This is a genomic window from Fimbriimonadia bacterium (assembly GCA_039961735.1).
GTDB lineage: Bacteria > Armatimonadota > Fimbriimonadia > Fimbriimonadales > JABRVX01 > JABRVX01.
On the sequence record JABRVX010000008.1, the window covers coordinates 60,793 to 77,075 of the forward strand.

Annotated in this window: 17 protein-coding genes and 1 tRNA gene; 1 reads left to right on the plus strand and 17 read right to left on the minus strand. The window is 60.9% G+C overall.

Annotated features, from left to right (window positions below):
* Nucleotides 1-31: 31 nt before the first annotated feature.
* The 17 genes from HRF45_03070 to HRF45_03150 form a co-directional block, all read right to left on the minus strand.
* Nucleotides 32-3,550 (minus strand): DUF3883 domain-containing protein, encoded by a 3,519-nt coding sequence (locus tag HRF45_03070; protein MEP0765509.1) that lies wholly within the window; start codon nt 3,548-3,550, stop codon nt 32-34.
* Nucleotides 3,543-3,821, minus strand: coding sequence for a helix-turn-helix domain-containing protein (locus tag HRF45_03075; GenBank protein MEP0765510.1), 279 nt, complete (start codon nt 3,819-3,821; stop codon nt 3,543-3,545). The genes HRF45_03070 and HRF45_03075 overlap by 8 nt, the downstream gene beginning before the upstream one ends.
* 158 nt (nt 3,822-3,979) lie before the next feature.
* Complete coding sequence (locus HRF45_03080) at nt 3,980-4,258, minus strand: gamma-glutamylcyclotransferase (GenBank protein ID MEP0765511.1); 279 nt, start codon at nt 4,256-4,258, stop codon at nt 3,980-3,982.
* A gap of 287 nt (nt 4,259-4,545) precedes the next feature.
* Nucleotides 4,546-4,621, minus strand: a tRNA-Asn gene (locus HRF45_03085).
* A gap of 275 nt (nt 4,622-4,896) precedes the next feature.
* On the minus strand, nt 4,897-5,970 hold the full coding sequence (flhB, locus tag HRF45_03090; protein ID MEP0765512.1) for a flagellar biosynthesis protein FlhB: 1,074 nt from the start codon (nt 5,968-5,970) through the stop codon (nt 4,897-4,899).
* The gene (gene fliR / locus HRF45_03095) at nt 5,971-6,747 is read right to left on the minus strand and encodes a flagellar biosynthetic protein FliR (protein ID MEP0765513.1); all 777 of its coding nucleotides are present in this window, start codon (nt 6,745-6,747) and stop codon (nt 5,971-5,973) included.
* Nucleotides 6,744-7,013: a flagellar biosynthesis protein FliQ gene (fliQ, locus tag HRF45_03100; protein MEP0765514.1), complete on the minus strand. Its 270-nt coding sequence runs from the start codon at nt 7,011-7,013 to the stop codon at nt 6,744-6,746. The genes fliR and fliQ overlap by 4 nt, the downstream gene beginning before the upstream one ends.
* A gap of 9 nt (nt 7,014-7,022) precedes the next feature.
* Nucleotides 7,023-7,763, minus strand: a complete 741-nt coding sequence (fliP, locus tag HRF45_03105) for a flagellar type III secretion system pore protein FliP (GenBank protein ID MEP0765515.1) — start codon at nt 7,761-7,763, stop codon at nt 7,023-7,025.
* A gap of 105 nt (nt 7,764-7,868) precedes the next feature.
* The gene (locus tag HRF45_03110; protein ID MEP0765516.1) at nt 7,869-8,351 is read right to left on the minus strand and encodes a flagellar biosynthetic protein FliO; all 483 of its coding nucleotides are present in this window, start codon (nt 8,349-8,351) and stop codon (nt 7,869-7,871) included.
* Complete coding sequence (gene fliN / locus HRF45_03115) at nt 8,348-8,974, minus strand: flagellar motor switch protein FliN (GenBank protein MEP0765517.1); 627 nt, start codon at nt 8,972-8,974, stop codon at nt 8,348-8,350. The genes HRF45_03110 and fliN overlap by 4 nt, the downstream gene beginning before the upstream one ends.
* Before the next feature lie 298 nt (nt 8,975-9,272).
* Nucleotides 9,273-10,316: a flagellar motor switch protein FliM gene (fliM, locus tag HRF45_03120; GenBank protein MEP0765518.1), complete on the minus strand. Its 1,044-nt coding sequence runs from the start codon at nt 10,314-10,316 to the stop codon at nt 9,273-9,275.
* A gap of 43 nt (nt 10,317-10,359) precedes the next feature.
* Nucleotides 10,360-11,010 (minus strand): flagellar basal body-associated FliL family protein, encoded by a 651-nt coding sequence (locus HRF45_03125; GenBank protein MEP0765519.1) that lies wholly within the window; start codon nt 11,008-11,010, stop codon nt 10,360-10,362.
* An 83-nt stretch (nt 11,011-11,093) separates the two neighbouring features.
* Entirely contained in the window at nt 11,094-12,386 is a 1,293-nt protein-coding gene (locus HRF45_03130) for a flagellar hook protein FlgE (protein ID MEP0765520.1), read from the minus strand.
* 105 nt (nt 12,387-12,491) lie between these two features.
* Nucleotides 12,492-12,851, minus strand: a complete 360-nt coding sequence (locus tag HRF45_03135; GenBank protein ID MEP0765521.1) for a hypothetical protein — start codon at nt 12,849-12,851, stop codon at nt 12,492-12,494.
* A 39-nt stretch (nt 12,852-12,890) separates the two neighbouring features.
* Nucleotides 12,891-13,277 (minus strand): hypothetical protein, encoded by a 387-nt coding sequence (locus HRF45_03140; protein ID MEP0765522.1) that lies wholly within the window; start codon nt 13,275-13,277, stop codon nt 12,891-12,893.
* 16 nt (nt 13,278-13,293) lie between these two features.
* On the minus strand, nt 13,294-13,767 hold the full coding sequence (locus HRF45_03145; GenBank protein MEP0765523.1) for a flagellar hook-length control protein FliK: 474 nt from the start codon (nt 13,765-13,767) through the stop codon (nt 13,294-13,296).
* Nucleotides 13,709-15,115, minus strand: a complete 1,407-nt coding sequence (locus HRF45_03150) for a hypothetical protein (GenBank protein MEP0765524.1) — start codon at nt 15,113-15,115, stop codon at nt 13,709-13,711. Before HRF45_03150 ends, HRF45_03145 begins: the two co-directional genes overlap by 59 nt.
* A gap of 217 nt (nt 15,116-15,332) precedes the next feature.
* Here HRF45_03150 and HRF45_03155 point away from each other — a divergent pair, with 217 nt between their 5' ends.
* Nucleotides 15,333-16,037, plus strand: coding sequence for an outer membrane lipoprotein-sorting protein (locus HRF45_03155; GenBank protein ID MEP0765525.1), 705 nt, complete (start codon nt 15,333-15,335; stop codon nt 16,035-16,037).
* The last annotated feature ends 246 nt before the right edge of the window (nt 16,038-16,283 follow it).

Consider the following 16,283-nt stretch of genomic DNA (forward strand, 5'->3'; position numbering starts at 1 on the left):
TGCTTTTTGAGCGGCGGTTATCGGCATATTCTCACCTTTGGCAGTCTCCACACTGAGTTATGGCCTCAGCAGGGATTTCATAGAACCTCGCCGCCACGATCTCCCTCTTGGCGTGATCGAGCTTGGCAACAGGATTGTGGATGCGCACAAGTTCAGGCGAATCGCCCAGGGGGTCCCATACCACATAAAGCCAATACGTCTCGGCAAGCTGCTGGGCCTTGTACCACTCGTTCGTGGTAAGCCTTACCGGCTGCCCTCGCAGGCGTCCTTTGACCTCGACTCTCTTGACGAAGACCTCGCCGGTGGCTTCATCGGCAATCTTGTGCGCGCGGATGTCGAATCCGAGTTTCAGGTGTCCCACGCGCTCGATGCGATCCTCGGGGAAGCCTTCCGCGACCAGCGCTTCAATGACCTTGTCTTCTGCGGCGATCTCGCTCTGCCGGCGGATATCCGGATCGAGTTCGTCGGCCAGATCGGCGAGTTGGGCCTGCGTGTCGGCATCGGGGGCGAGGACAAAGGCCGTCCCCACGTGCTTGACCGGTCCAGTTCTGGCAATCTCAAGCCGTTTTAAACCGTCGAGGCGTTCCTGGCGTGCGCGCTGAAGCTCATCTACATATTTCCTGGCCTCGTCCGCAGCAAGTTTAAACTCAGGTTTGGTCACTGCTTCGGCGGCAAGCATCATGGCCCGCTCTTGGGCGCGGTCAATCCGGGCCTTGAACGACTTTTCCAGGTATTCCCGGCAAACCCGTGCGAAATGCTGCCGCTCGCTCTGACAACGGGCGCGGCACTCGAGCTGGTAGGTCGCTTTTAGAAAATCGGAAGCCGCCTGCGTGGGAGTCGGTTCGATCTTCTGCGGCGGATGCGGATGCGCCGCAAGGTTGAGCAGGATGTCGCTTGGGATGACTTCGTAATGTCCGCGCTCCTCCCGAACGGCCACCAGCTCGCCGTAAAGCGGCACGTCGTTCCCTTTCGAGTCCTTGCCACGGATCGATATCTCGAAAAAATGAATTCGATAGGGCTCTCTGCACAGTGGATCAACGAAGAAACCGACACCGCCGATGATCCCCGCAAGCCGCTCGCCCAGTTTCTCGTCCACCGCTGCATAGAGCGGATGTCCCGGCCCCATCAGTACAGCGTCAACGTGGGCGTCCTGTTCAAGGTGGTGTTTGTGGAAGGTAATCTTTCGGTAGGACGATTCTGCTTTCCCGACCTTTTGGACAGAGCGTAGACGTTCAGAGCGAAGATCCGCAAGGACGTGCTCGACGCGCCACAACCCGTCGGCTCTCGGCTCGATCCGAAGGCCCACTTCCCGGGCAGCAGCGACGAACTGCGCTTCCACATAGCGAGGCATGAGCCGACGCTCTTCGACCTCGAGGTTCCGGCGCTGGAATGCTGAAAAATCCACGTGGCTGCGTGCAAGCGCAATGCCCGTTGCTTCCTCGTATTCTTTGAGCTTGGCCGGATCGATGCGATCAATTTGATCGAGATACTCATCGAGCCGCCGGGGATCATAGGCCGCATCTCGAAGCATGTCGGGGAGGTTTACGTCGTTCAGCGACAGCACTTCGCCGATCACGTCGAAAACGCGGCCTTCGAGGGCCTCGTTCATCTGGTCCAGCTTTTCCAGAAGGCGGTGGAGAATCCGGCCTTCAACGATGGGCTGTCCGTCCTCGGAGTCCGTGGCCACGAAGTTGAAAGCGTAAACGTCCCGGTCCTGACCGATGCGATGAATACGGCCCAGGCGCTGTTCCAGCCGGGTCGGGTTCCAGGGCATGTCATAGTTGATCATCAGGTGGCAGAACTGGAGGTTGATGCCTTCGCCAGCGGCCTCCGTTGCGATGCATACCTGCGCCCCGGTTCTAAAAATCTCCTGAGTCCGCTTGCGTTCATGGGGGTTCATGCCGCCGTGGATTTCGCAGGTACTGAAACCCCATCGTTCAAGATGATCGCGCACATAGCCGAGGGTATCCCGGTGTTCCGTGAAGATCAGGAGCTTTCCCCGGCCATCCTTCAGGTCCATGAACTGCGCCTCGCCGAGGCACTTCTTCAATGCGGCCAGTTTGGAATCGTTCGCGTTTTCACGAACCCTTCGCGCCTGCTCGACGAGCTCCTTAAGGGCGGAGATTTCTGCGCGCAACTGTTCAAGTTCCAGCGCGGCAGTGTACTCATCGACCAATTGATCACGTACCGCATCGTCGAGATCGTCTTCGTCCTGCTCTGCATCAGGCAGGCGGCCCTGCAAAGCCGCCAGCCGTTTGGCGCGCTGGGCCGGAGTGAGCCCCTCAAGCTCTTCCAGGAGATCTTCCTGCTTTTTCAACCGCCGCTTGATCGACTCGTGAATGGCGCAGGTGGAGCTCACCAACCTGCGTTGCAGGACAGTTCGGGTCAGCGCCGCGGAGGAACGTCTTTGCCCGGTCTGCTGAGGGATAAACTCGTTGATGTAAGCGGTGACGCTCTTGTAAAGGGTGTACTCGTCGTTGTTCAGGCAAAAAGTGACGGTGTTGGTATGCCGGTCCGGGAAGAGCCGTTTCCCATTCGCGTCCTTAAGGTCTTCTTTCAGCCTCCGGAGAGACCACGGAGAATCCTTGCCGAGGCGGAAAACGTCTTTGCGGATTGCGGTGGCCCGTTTTCCGAGGCGGTGTGGTTCGGGAAAAAGGTCCGGATCAATGAGCCGAAGGAAATGCGCGAACTTGTCTTCATCCCCATGGTGGGGTGTGGCAGTCAGGAGGAGGACATGGTCTGCTTGGGACGTGAGACGCGACGCCAGATCATAGCGCTTCGTTGTCGCAACCTTGGATTCTCGATTCTGTCCGCCTGAGGCTGTCCTGGCCGAACACTTGTGGGCTTCGTCGATGATGACGAGGTCCCACCGCTGTTGCCAGACGCGCTCGCGCACGTCATCTTGCTTGGCGTAGTCAATGGAAGCGATGATCTGTGAAGATCTCTGCCATGGATTGGTCAATTGTTGTTGGTCGACAGCGGAAAAGACAATGTCGAAAGGCTCGCCGAACCAGCGAAGCATCTCGTCCTGCCACTGTATGGTGAGCGGAGCGGGGCACAGGATAAGAATGCGCTCAATCGCCTCGCGAAGTTTCAGCTCCTTTACCAGAAGACCGGCCATGATCGTCTTGCCGGCTCCAGGATCATCCGCCAGCAGAAACCGCAACCTGGGCTGCGGAAGCATCGCTTGGTACACTGCTTCGATCTGATGCGGCAGGGTGCGGATGCCTGAAAGACTTACGGCAAACTGTTGGTCATGCGCGTAAGCCAGACGGACTCGGGCCGACTCGATCAGGAGTCGAAGCTTCTCGGCGTCCACAGGAGTTTCTGCTTTGGCTTCGTCAGGCTCCTTTCCAAGGACAGCCACGACCTCTTCCGCGGAGATGATGGCCTCTTCCAATGAGCCGTCGGGAAGACGAACGCGACACTCATAGCCTGCCGAATCATCAGAACCGAGCGGTCGTGCATCCTCCAGGACCACGGGAACATCGAAATGTCCGGGAAGGGATATCCGCTGCCCTATCTGAGATGTGAGCAGACTGCTACTCATTCCCGCCCCTCTTCCGTGAACGTGTCTTTGCTGTTGAGCGATTCGTCTGGGTTTTCGAGGAGGGTCGGCTTTGGACGGAACTTGGAGTCTTCTCTCGCTCGTTGTCTTGGCGCACCCACTCGTCTATTTCGGATAGCTTGAAACGAAAGAGCCGTCCCACACGGTGAGCAGGGAGCCCCCGTTCATCGATCCATCTATAAACCGAGTCCTTGGCCACCCCAAGGTGGGCGGCCACATCATCGACGCCAACCCAGCGTTCTTCAGCGGCCATTTCAATCCTCTCGTCAGTTGTCAGAATCACTGCCTATGTATGCCAACCAAACCAGACACAAGTATACGAAACCTGTCCATTCCAGTCAAGGACAAACTGCTGGAATGCCGGGAATCTGCTGCGTACATGGCTCCAGACGGCGACCAACTACCGGGTTTTTAGCGCCAAATTCCCCCGGATAGATCTTTGAAGCCTCCGGTCCAGCGATCCCCCACCACATAGAGCCAGGTTTGGAGCACGGTTTCCTTTGTCCGGACAGGGACCAGAACACGGCGGTAGAGGCAGGGACCGCCGGGGTGAAACCCCTCCAGCCGGTCAATGGCCGGAAGGCGGGTTCCGGGGTCGTCGAAGGTCAGAAGCTCCCCGTACACGGGGCCCCAGGGCGCGCCTGTGCCCTTATTCGGAAGCCGGTCGGGGATTGGCTCGAGATTGGACATGCGAGCCACGACGCGCGCTTGTGTGCCCGGATGCAACCGGGCTGTTAAACAAGGCGATTCGAAAAACGGAGAACGGGAGAATTCGGAAAGGACATTTTCGGTGAGCGCCCGCAACCCCCAGGGTTGCACCCGGCCCCCGGACTGCGGGCTTCGAAACGGAGAATCAGGGTAAATGTGCGGGCGGGCGTAAGTCGGCGTGGGCACGCCGGAAACGACGAGACCCCGAGGAGATCACCCCACGGGGTCTTGCGTTAAACAAGAACCGCTGAAATCAGCGGATTGAATTTTGGCTCCTCGGCGTGGACTCGAACCACGGACCCGCTGATTAACAGTCAGCTGCTCTACCAACTGAGCTACCGAGGAGCGTCAATCGGGCCGCCCGCTGGTCGGCGACCACTACCTCTTTCCACATTCGGACTCCGGCGGCCACAACCTCAGCGTCAGAGGCCATGGCGGGTCCGACTGGTCGGCGTGCCGGCATTCGGGGAGCAATGTGCCACCCTAGGTCCCAGGGCAGCCGCTTGGCCCTTCCACCTGTCCGAGGGGGGATTCTACCCCCGAGAGAGTTCCACGTCAACCGAGAGCCGGCAAGTTTCTGCTGCAGGTCCTACAGCAGCGGGATCGGCTGCGGGCGAGGACTACGAGACACGGCGTCGGCGCTTGCGGTTCATCACGTACGCGATTACCTCGGCTACCGCCTCGAACAGCGACGACGGCACCGTGTCGCCCACTTCGCACAGCTTGTACAGGGATTGTGCGAGTGGCGGGTTCGGGATGATCGGTACGCCCCACTTCCGCGCCTCGTCGCGGATTCGCATAGCCATCAGGTCCAGGCCTTTCGCTACCACTTGGGGGGCCGACATACTAGCAGCCTCGTACTTCAGCGCCACGGCGTAATGCGTCGGGTTTGTCACGACAGCATCGGCAGTCTTGACCGCCTGCATCATGCGCTGTCTCGCCAGTTGCGCTCGCCGGCGCGCCAATGCCATTTTCAGTTCTGGGCCCTGCTCCATCTCCCGCAGCTCACGCTTCACCTCGTCCTTAGTCATCATCAGCTGCTTGTCCATCTGCTTTCGCTGGAACCAGTAGTCGAACACCGCCAGTATCAGCCACAACACGCCAACACGCAGCAGGACCGAGGACACGATACCTGCGACCACACTCACTGCCACCATCGGCTCCAGCGATCCGATACCCTGCAACACGTCCATCTGTCCGCGGATGGTAGTGAAGGCGATGTAGCCTATTAGTCCTGTCTTCACTACCGCCTTGAGCCCTTCGACGCCGGCCCTCATGCTGAACATGCGCTTGAGTCCGTTGATGGGGTTCAGTCGGTCGAACTGCGGGTTGAGCGATTCGCCCGAAACTATGAACCCGACCTGCAATAGGTTGACAGTCACACCGAACGTAACACCTATCAGCATGAGGGGGGCGAGTGCTAAGAGTACTGGAGCGATAGCAGGGAGAATGCGCGAGAGAATCTCACCCAACGTGACCGGTGACGGCTGGGCAGACGCGATGGATGCCCGTGCGCAATCGAGCAGCGCCTGAACGAGCGGCGAACCTAACAGTGGAAAGAGCAACACGAAGGCGAGGAACGTGACTGCCGAAGACAGCTCCGGGGAGCGTGCCACCATGCCGCGTCGGCGGGCTTCCCTACGACGCTTTGGTGTCGCTTCCTCGGTGCGTTCGCCGGCAGCCTGTTCTGGCAACTATGGTCCTCCCGTCGGCAAAAGAAGCCGTGCGATGGCGTCCGAGCTGAGTTGCAGCGACTCGCGGACTCCCCACAGCAGGACCGGCATACCCACCATCACGCCGAGTAGCCCGAGTAGTATCTTCGCCGGGAAGCCTACGATCAGTACGTTGACCTGTGGGACGGCGCGAGAGACGGCAGCCAGTGACGCATCGGTGATGAATGCTACGGTTGCCGCCGGCGCAGCGATCTGCAAGGCAAGCAGGAAGAGACGATAGGTGGTATCCACCACCACTGCTTGCATCGTCTCGAGATGCGCCATGCCGACCGCAGGCGTATAGTAGTAACTCGCAGCCAGGGACTTGAACACTAGGTGGTGCCCGTTCACCACGAGGAACAGTGTCATCGCCATGTAGCCCTTGAGCTGGCCCAGAACCGACACAGGGAATCCGCCTGGTGGATTGAGCAAGCGCATGATTGCGAAGCCGATCTGCAGGTCTATGAACTGTCCTGCCGTCTGTGCAGCGAGCAGAACCACTTGGAGTAGTGACCCGATCATCAAGCCTATCGCAGCTTCCTTTGCCATCGCGCCGATGAAGCTCAGGAAGTCGTCCGGCATCGTCCCGATCCATGGGCGTAGTGTCGGGGCCAGTGCTATCGCTACCATCAGTCCCAGGCCCACGCGAACGCGCGCCGGAATACCAAAGCCACCGAATACCGGAGTCGCGACTAACAGCGCACCGGTGCGTACGAATAGCAGCAGGAAGGCATATCCGAGTCGTTCGTCCAGGATCATGGGGCGTTGATAGGGATGTTCGAGAAGGTCTGTACCGTGAAGGTAACGATCTTATTCAGCATCCACCCGCCGAAGATCGCGAGCACGATCACCACCGCGATGATCTTAGGCACGTAGCTCAGTGTCATCTCTTGGACCTGAGTTATGGCCTGTAACACGCTGATCGTCAGGCCTACCACTAGTCCCGCAGCTAGGATGGGCATGCTGAGCATCATGGCCACTAGCAGTGCGTTTCGGCCGATATCGAGTGCGGCGCCTTCCGTCATACCTGCCCCCTATCGGAACCCCGCGATGAGAGTCTGTATTAGCACGGTCCAGCCATCCGCCAGAAGAAACACCAATACTTTGGCAGGCAACGAGACAACCACTGGAGGCATCATCATCATGCCCATGCTCATCAGGGTGCTCGCCACCACCAAGTCCACTACTAGAAACGGCACGTAGATGTAGAAGCCGATGATGAACGCAGTTTTCATCTCGCTAACGATGAAGGCAGGTATCAGTGTCAACAGCGAAAGGTCGCCGCTACCCTTTGGGGCAGGCTCTTTCCTGAGGTCCAGGAAGAGCTTCAGGTCTTTCGCATAGGTCTGGCGCAGCATGAACTCTTTCACCGGCACCTGCGCCCGGTGGATCGCTTGGTCGAACGTGATGCTCTTCTGCATATAAGGTTGGATGGCTTCGCGGTTCACTCGGTCGTACGTAGGTGACATAACGAAGAAGGTGAGGAACAGGCTGAGGCCTATGACTAGCTGGTTGGGTGGTATGTTCTGGGTTCCGAGCGCGCTGCGCAGGAAGCTGAGGACGATAACGATGCGCGAGAACGCAGTTGTCATGATCAAGATCGCCGGCGCCAGGGACAGCACGGTGAGCATCACGAGAAGTTTGACAGTCACCGCTACGTCTTCTGGCTGAGATGCTTTGTCCATCCCAATGCTCAGCTTGGGCATGGGTAGATCCTGGGCTGCAACCACGCATGCCGCAGCGGCCAGCGCCAAGACCAGTATGAAGCGTGGCATCCCGCCACGTGCTCTTAGGACCCGTAGGCGCAATCGTCTCTCCTCACGGTCGTTCCATGACCGCTTGGTCTGCACCCCGCGTCCTTGGGGGCGGTCGCTCGTCGTCTACTCGGAGATCAGGCTTTCGAGGCGGGCCGCAGCCGTCGAGACCCTCTCCCGAATGTCCATGCCTTCCAGATGCTCCGCGAAAGGCCGCTGTTCGCCTTCATCCAACTCCGTCAGCAGTTCTACGCTGGACGGCGTGGCTCCAATCAAGAACTTGCGCCCGCACGCCTCGATGACGTGGATGCCCGCGGGCCCAACGTGCTGAGTCTCGATCACACGCAACAAGTCTCCGTCCGACTTGGCACCGAGTCGCCTAGGCTTCAGCACCCTGGGCAGCGCCCAGCGCACACCTACCACGACTGCCGTGACCGCCAGTCCCATCTGAACCAGGCTCCACCAGCCGATGCCGTCCTGCGCCTTACTTGGTACCGAGTTCATCTCGGGCCGCGTCTGCGAGAGCACGTCTCCACCGGCGTTCGGCGCCGACTGCCCAGCGAGGGCGAGCGGCATGAGTGTCAGTACCAGCGCGACGGTTCGAATCATTCTCGGTCACCCAGCCTCTTCAGCCGATCGATAGGGCTCAGTATCTCGGTAACACGAACGCCGAAGTTGTCCTCGATCACTACCACCTCGCCTCGAGCCACGGCGCGGCCATTTACTAACACGTCCACGGGTTCGCCTGCGGCGCGGTCCAGCTCTACGATGGAACCGGTTGCCAGTTCCATCACTTCCTTCGCCAGCATTCGCACGCGCCCAAGCTCCACGGTGACATCGAGAGGCACGTCGAGGAGTATCTCGATGCTCGGGTCGAGCTGAGGAACGGGCTGCGGCGCGAGCGCCGAGCTTCCGGCAGTGGCATACACCGGCTCCCCGACTGGTGCCGACTGCTGGTGGACATCGCCTCCAACCGGTGCGATGGCCTCCAGCGTCGTGTCATCCAACAGCCAGGTCAGGCTTCCTTGTGCCCCTTCGGTGCGCCAGGTAATGGCCGTCCGCACGATGTGGTCAGCGGCCTGAAGGTTGGGCGGGAACGCGAAGACCTGATACCGTACCGTGACGCCGCCGGCGACGAAAGGCTCGTTGCGTAGCTGGCTGATCCCCAGGCACAGCCCCTGGACGATGGCCTCCAGGGTGGGCCGGATCTCCTGCACTACATCGTCCGACATCTCCTCCAAGCTCCTGTCGAGCAGGGCGGAGGTGAACTCCAGTGCCGAATCCGGCGGGAACAGCACCACCTGCGAGTTGTCCGGAGTGTCCGCAAACTGGAACTGCACCACGATCGCAGGGCCTTGGAGTTCGGTGAACAACTCTGGGGGCGAGCTCGCTGTGATGAGCGGCGTCTCGAAGCTGATCGTGCCACCGGCCTGCGCGGAGACCGTAAGGGATACGGTCTGCCAGACCGGAGACTGAAGTGCAGTGAACCGATCGAGGTAATCGCTCAGATTATATGCCACAGTCCTCTTCCTACTCGGTTGCCCGTCCTGAGATGGTGAATAGCAGCTTCCGTCCCGAAGTCGCCGGCCTTCCGTAGAACTTCACGATGTTGCCGACCGTGAAATCCATGTCTTGATCGGTCTCGCGGTCCAGCTTCAGCACGTCGCCTGCGTTAAGCGCAATGAAGTCCCGCACGAGTATGCGCGCACTGCCTAGTCGAACCGCGCAGGGGACGCCGACTTTGCCGATGTGCGCTCCCCAGATGGCACGAGTGGTGCTATTGCCCCGCCGCTCACCTGCTGAGAACCATTTTTGGGCGTTCAGCTTTTGAGTGATCGGTTTTAGCACCAGGTAAGGGATACAGAGGCTCATCGCCCCTCTTTGGTTGCCTACCCGCACCTCAAAAAGAATGGTGATCACGATGTCATTGGGAGGTGCGACCTGCACGAACTGAGTGCTCGTTTCCATCCCCTCGACACCGGGGCTCAGCATCACTATGCTCTCCCATGACGATTTGAGAGCCTGGAAGAATCGCTCCAGCACCTGAGTTACCAGAGGCCGCTCAATGTCGGTCAGGGTCGAGCGGTCGAAGCTCTTGCCCGTGCCACCTAACATACGGTCGAGTATGGCGAACACCAGCGAGAACTCTATTTCCATCACCGCCTGGCCCGTCAGCGGAGGCAGGCTGATGATGGTGAATACGGAGCGATTGATGGATAACAGGTATTCCTCATAGGGGACCTGTTCCAGCGAGATCAGCTCCACTTGCACCGGGCTCCGAAGGTAGGCCGAGAGCGCCGAGCTGGCAAGGCGGGCAAAGGTCTCGTGGAGCATCTGGAGGGTCCTTAGCTGCTCTTTCGAGAACTTGTCGGGCCTCCGGAAGTCGTAGACCTCGTAGGCGATGGTCTTTCCGCCCTGATTCCCAAAGCCCGGGGCCGGGATACGGGAGGAGACTGGCGCATCCGCGGGAGCTGCAGGCGTGTCCGATGCCCCGGCGGTCTCACCGCCGGCCGCGTCTCCCTGCAGCTCCTTGAGCAGAACCTCGATCTCGGCCTGAGACAGAATCTCCGACAAGTCGCCCAACCTCCCCGAGCGGCATCGGGCGCCTCGGCGGAGGTTAGGAGGTCGCGAACGCGGTGAAGTAGATGTTCATCACCGGTCCGGGGCCGGCGTGCTCCCCGCCGTCCCGTTTTCCTCCAGCCTCGCCAGACGCGGCATCGCCGCCGGGTGCTTCACCCCCGTCCGGGGGGTGTTTCCCGTGGGTATTATCGGCGTGTCCCTGGCCGGTCTTCTCGCCCAACAGGCGGTTCAGGCCATCTAGCAGCTCGCGCTTTAGCTTCAGTTTGCCTTCGGGCGTACCGATTTCCTCGGGCTGCTTTGCGGTCAGGATCATGATGATGGTGTCCCGAACGGCAGCCATATGCTCCTCGACCAGCTTCTCCGGTGCGCCTTCTACGATCCCGAGAGAGATCTGGCACTTGAAGAAGGTGCCTCCGTCGGCAAGGTTGACAAGGAACTCGTCCAGAGCCACGATCTTGCCCTCTTTGAGAGCCTCCGGCGCCTTCTCTTTGCCACCCATCAGCTTCTTGGACGCGACGAAGCCTCCACCCGCGAGCACGAGGATCAACAGCCCGATCACTGCAATTTTGGGGATGCCCTTCTTCTTGCCAGCCTTGGCTTTGGATTCCTTCCCCTTCGACTTCGGATCGGGTCGAGCTTCCGACGCTCCGGATGCTTCCGTGGTTTCCTTGACTTCCTCGTCTGCCATGTCCCATGTCCTCCTCTGCCTGAATGTGCGACGTCGAACTTAGCGGGCGGGCCGCCTTGCGGCGGCCCGCCCGGCCGCGCGTCCTACCGCTTCATCGCCAGAAGCTCCTGCATCATTTCGTCCACCGTGGTGACCACCCGCGTGTTGGCCTGGAAGCCTCTCTGCGTGACGATCATTTCGGTGAACTCGTTACCGATGTCCACGTTCGACTGCTCCAAGAAGCCAGCGTGGAGTGTCCCGCGTCCGTTGGTGCCCGCGGTGCCCACTACGGCAAGCCCCGAGTTGTCCGTGTCTCTCAACAGGTTCTGTCCCGTCCGTTCCATACCGGCGGGGTTCGGGAAGATGGCCAGAGCCAACTGCCCCAACCGTCGCGTCAGGCCGTTCGTGAAGATCCCGGTGACGGCTCCCAGGTTGTCTATGCTGAAGCCTGCCAACGAGCCCGGAGGGAAACCATCTTGGTTGGTCGCCTGCACCTGCATCGCCGTAGCGAGCGAGGTTATGCTGCGGAGATTGAGCGAGACGTTCATGGGTGCTGCACCGTTCGTCGGCGTCAGGCTTAGGGTCTGAGCCAGCGGCACACCATTCGTTGGGTCGAGCACCATGGCACCGTTCGAGTCGAAATACAGCCTGGAGTTGCCCGAAGAGCTGAAGTCCGAAACCAACGTGCCGTTCTCGTAGGCCGCCCACTCGAACGAAGCAACGGCCCCCGAGGGAGCGCTCCCGGCAGCGGGCGACTGCCTGTTGCTGAACACCAGGTCGATGACGTGTGACTGACCAAGCGAGTCGTAGATGCGCACCGACGCAGTCCAGGTGTCCGTGGCTTCCGCAGTTGCAGAAAGGTTGCCCGTATAGTCCACGGTCGTGGTCTGCCTAACCGCACTGACCTGTCCGATGGGGATGGTGATGTGGCTCGATGGCGAGATGGGGGTCGTGGTGTCTACGACGCCCGCCGAGTTCGCGCTCCAACCGAGCACGCGCTCACCGGTTCCCCTATGAACGAGCGAGCCGGTTGCATCGAAGTCGAAGCTCCCGTCTCGGGTGTAGGAAACACGCTCCCCGTTGCTGAGCATGAAGAACCCTGCACCCTCGATCGCGATGTCCGTCGGGCGATTAGTCGCCTGCAGGCTGCCTTGGTCTTGCGTGCTCGCCGTGCCGGCCACGATCACCCCGAGGCCGAACTGAACGGGGTTTTTCCCTCCCAGGCTCGCGCTGGGTCTCAACGCGCCCCTCACGGTCTGGGATAGCATGTCCTGGAACGTCACCCTGGAGCTCTTGAACGACGTGGTGTTCACGTTCGCCAGGTTGTTCCCGATGACGTTCATGCGTGTCTGCTGAGCCTTGATACTGGCCACTCCGGCCAAGAGCGCTTGAAGCACTGTTCGTTTCCTCCGCTTCAGCGCGCAATCGTCTAAAGGCTTGCGTGGTTATGGAGACCCCCGCAGGGACGTTGTCGGCCCTAACGGTCCAGCCTCTCGTACCCGCTACACGATTACTGCGCTGTCTATGTTAGTGAACACGTTTTCTTTCAGGTTGTCCTTGTCCACGGCGGTGATTACGGTGCGGTTGCGCACGCTCACCACCAGCGCCACGTCGTCCACGAGTATCAGCGACTCCCTGGCCCCTTTGGCCGCAGCCCGATCCACTCCATCCGTCACGCGGGCCCAGTCACCTTCGGTGAGGTCTATCCCCCGACCGCGAAGACGGGTCTGTGCGTGCCCCGACAACCGAAGCTGTTGGCGCAAGACCTCCTGGAAGTCCGCTCCACGGGCCTGCGTGCGACCACTCGTGCTCGGCGTTCCGGTCGGTTGTAGCGGGCCGATTACCTTCTCGATCTCAGGCATGTCGTTGCTTCCTCGTATGCTTGATCGGTCACTCGGTCCTCACTTCGGAGGGCCGTAGTCCTGGATCACTCTGTCGGGCGAGACGAGCAGGCCATCCACATCCAGCATCACTCCGCTGCCGGAGAACACAATCTTGGACACTACTCCCGACCGCTGCTCACCGTAACTGTCGTAGAAGTCAATCTGGTGCCCCAGCATTCCCTGCGCTCGCGTCAAGGCCATCGTATGCCGAAGCTCGTTGATGCCCTGCACGCTGGTGAGCGTCGCGAGCTGCTGGAACAGCTCCTTGTCGCTGACCGGCTCGAACGGGTTCTGCCCGCTGAGCTGGGTCACGAGGATCTGCAGGAATGCCTCCTGGTCCAGTTCCTTCTTCTGCCCGCCTAGGGAGCCGACTCCCGTGGCGGTACTCACGCCATTGATGGTCATCGTGCGTCGTCCTCTCTCATGCCTCTAGGTCCACGTGGCGAGAGTAGAGCGAGGTCGTTGCGGGCCTGATCGGTTCGTTCTCGCTCATCCCATCCGCCTCGAGCCTGAGGCTGGAAACAGCCAATCCGCTGTCGGACTGGGGCCGATTCGCTCCCTGATCGTGCGCGCGAGCTTGCGACGAGACGTCGAAGGCTCCCAAGTCGAGCCCCCGCTGATTCAGTTGGCTCTCCAACTGCGGCTTGTTCATCTCGACCACCTGCCTGACCCAATCGTGTTGGGTCACCAAGGTCGTGTCCACGGATCGACCGCGCGCTCTCACCGTCACGTCAATCGTTCCCATCTCGGGCGGGTCCAGCCGAAGCGTCACCGTCCTCGCGGGCACCGCGTCCCTCAGCCGCTCCACCGTCTCGGCGATGCGGCTGACGACTGCCTCAGAACCGAAAGTCGAGACGGGGAAAGGGCTGCGCAGGCACGCGCACCTCGCTCCCACCGTAGGCTGCAACCCCCGTTGCCACCGCGGCCGGCCGTACGCTGGTGTGAGCTTGCTCTACGCCCGCAGGTGCCCGGTTGACAGTGACATCACGCCACGCGCTCTGCCCGACGTCGGTAACCTCAGGCAGGGTCACTTGGTTGGGCAGGACACGAACTCCGTAGGCGGTCGGCTTCACCGTACCGCCGTTGGCTTCCATCGGAGCCGCACGCTGAGAACTCGCAGTTTGCCGTGGCTCAGTCGGGCTCGAGGGGCCATCGAGCGCGTGCCCATCCTCAGGCGGCTCGACACCCGCAGCCACGACGGTGGCCTTGTGCCGCTGCACCCCGGTGTCCGGGCGGTCTTCGGGCACTCTCGTGTTCTCGCCGCGCACCGCTGGCTCGACGCCCTCTTGCCGCGCTCGCTCGAATGCCGTGTCGTCCACGGGCCTACCAAGGACCCTCGACCGGTGTTGGGTTGCACCGGAGCCGACCGTCGGTTCGACGCGATCAGGCCCCCCGGACGCACGCTCGAGCAGTCCGCCGCCCGACTCGGGATTTGGCTTATCGAGCACCGCAGCGGCGACGACCTTTGCTTTGAACCGCTGCACTTCGCCCGAGCCGACCTGGTGCGTCGCACTGTCCAGTGTTTGCCTGTTACCTGGCGGCTGCAGTAGGTCGGCATCCGAGTCGGGAGGCTCGGAAGGTCGTATGTGGGTATCACGGTGGACGGATCCAACGTCGGAGTCGCCATGTCCGCTGCCTCCGCCTGAGGGTTGCTCGAGACCGCCCTTCACAAGCAAGTCCGTGGAAGAGCCTTCCTCCGGTGGTGTCATGCGGAAGGCCACGACATCCGCGTCGGTTCGCTGAACACCACGATCACCAGGGCCCAGGGAGCCTTGGATGGTGCCCGGTCCTATGTCGTCTGCGCCGGTGGTCAATGGGTGAATGCCCTCGAAGCCCCCGCCGATGCCCGCCGCCACCACGAGAGCCTTATGGTGTTTGATCCCGCCGCCTCCCAGCGGCTGCATAGCGGGATGCGGCTCCTCGCTCCCGTCCGAGAGCCCAGTATCTGATGTGCCCTGGATCTCCGGGATAGGTGGCTGCATCTGTCCAGATGCATGCGGTACGCTGGGGAGGAGAGGCTGCACTGCGGTGCCCTGACTGGTACCGAAGACGTCTCCTCCGGTCTCTTGGCCTCCCTTGACAGGTTCGTCCGAGGGTCCGGCCCTGAGTGTCTCCGCTCCGCTCGGAGGCGAGGAATCTCCCCCTCGGAGCAGCGCGCCGAAGCCCTGAGCACTCGGCGCAGCACCCTCCAAGGGGTTGCCTCTGATCGGGTACGGTGACACGCTAGAGATGGCGATATCCATCGCCGTCACCTCCCATATTGGGTTTTTGTCACTTGCATTGTCGGAGCCCCATCGGGGCCGCACACCGGAAGCCTTACGGGGAACGAGCGCCTTCCGGGAGCGTGAACGAGGACGGAGCGTAGTAATCTATAGCGGTTCGACGGGAGACGGCAACCCGCCGGGCCCGTGCGGTCGTCGGGGCCGCCGAAGCGCGCGCCGGAAGCATGGAGGGAATACGATGACGGGGATCTTGACTGCGCTGGTGTTGGCGGTTGCCGCGCCGCCCACGTTCGAGGACATCATCCAGACGAAGCTGAAGGACCTCTCGATGACGGCCTACGTCATCAGCGCGAATCGAGGGGAGCTGAGGAAGATCAACAACGACTTCTACGTCGCATACCGCTTCACCTCGATGTCGGTGAAGTACAAGTCGCCCTCCAAACTCCGACTGGACGGTGAGTACACGAACACGAAAATCACCTACATCCTGAACGGAACGAAGAAGACCTACATCATCCCTCAGCTCAAGCAGAAGGTCACGGAGGACACGAAGGACGCGCCGGGCAAACGCCAAAGCATGCTGGACTTCGGCATCGTGGACCCCGGTGTTGCGGAGTTCATGAAGGGCAAGTTCGTCCGCGAAGACCGAGCTACCGGGGAGTGGGTGTTCGACCTCGAGTACAAGCACCCGGATGACAACTCACGTCACCGGGTGTGGGTGGATCCGAAGACGAAGGTGATTACCAAGCGCGAGTGGTACAACCAAGAGGGCAAGCTTCGCGCCACCTTCTATCACCGTGACATCAAGAACCTGGGGGGAGATGTGTTCTTGCCGACCACCATCGAAGTGCGAAACGTAGAAGGCAAGTCCGCAGGCACGACCGGTTATCGGAATATCGCGGTTAATAAAGGCAACCTCGCCGACTCCCTCTTCGTGCCATAGCCCCTTGTACAAGCGGTTCCTATGCCTCTGCAGTCTCTGCGGAAGAGGAACCCGCAAGACTCCCATACTGGTCGCTCTGCACTGCGCACCGGGCAAACGTGTGCAGACAAGGTGGTTCACCATACCGGTGATTTTGGCGACCCCTCAGCAGGGCGGAGTGTCTACGATGTCTCCGAACAGCCGTTCGCGATGCCGCGGCCCGTACCCCATTTCGACCTCCGCTGAGAGTCAGGCAGAACGCCCCGG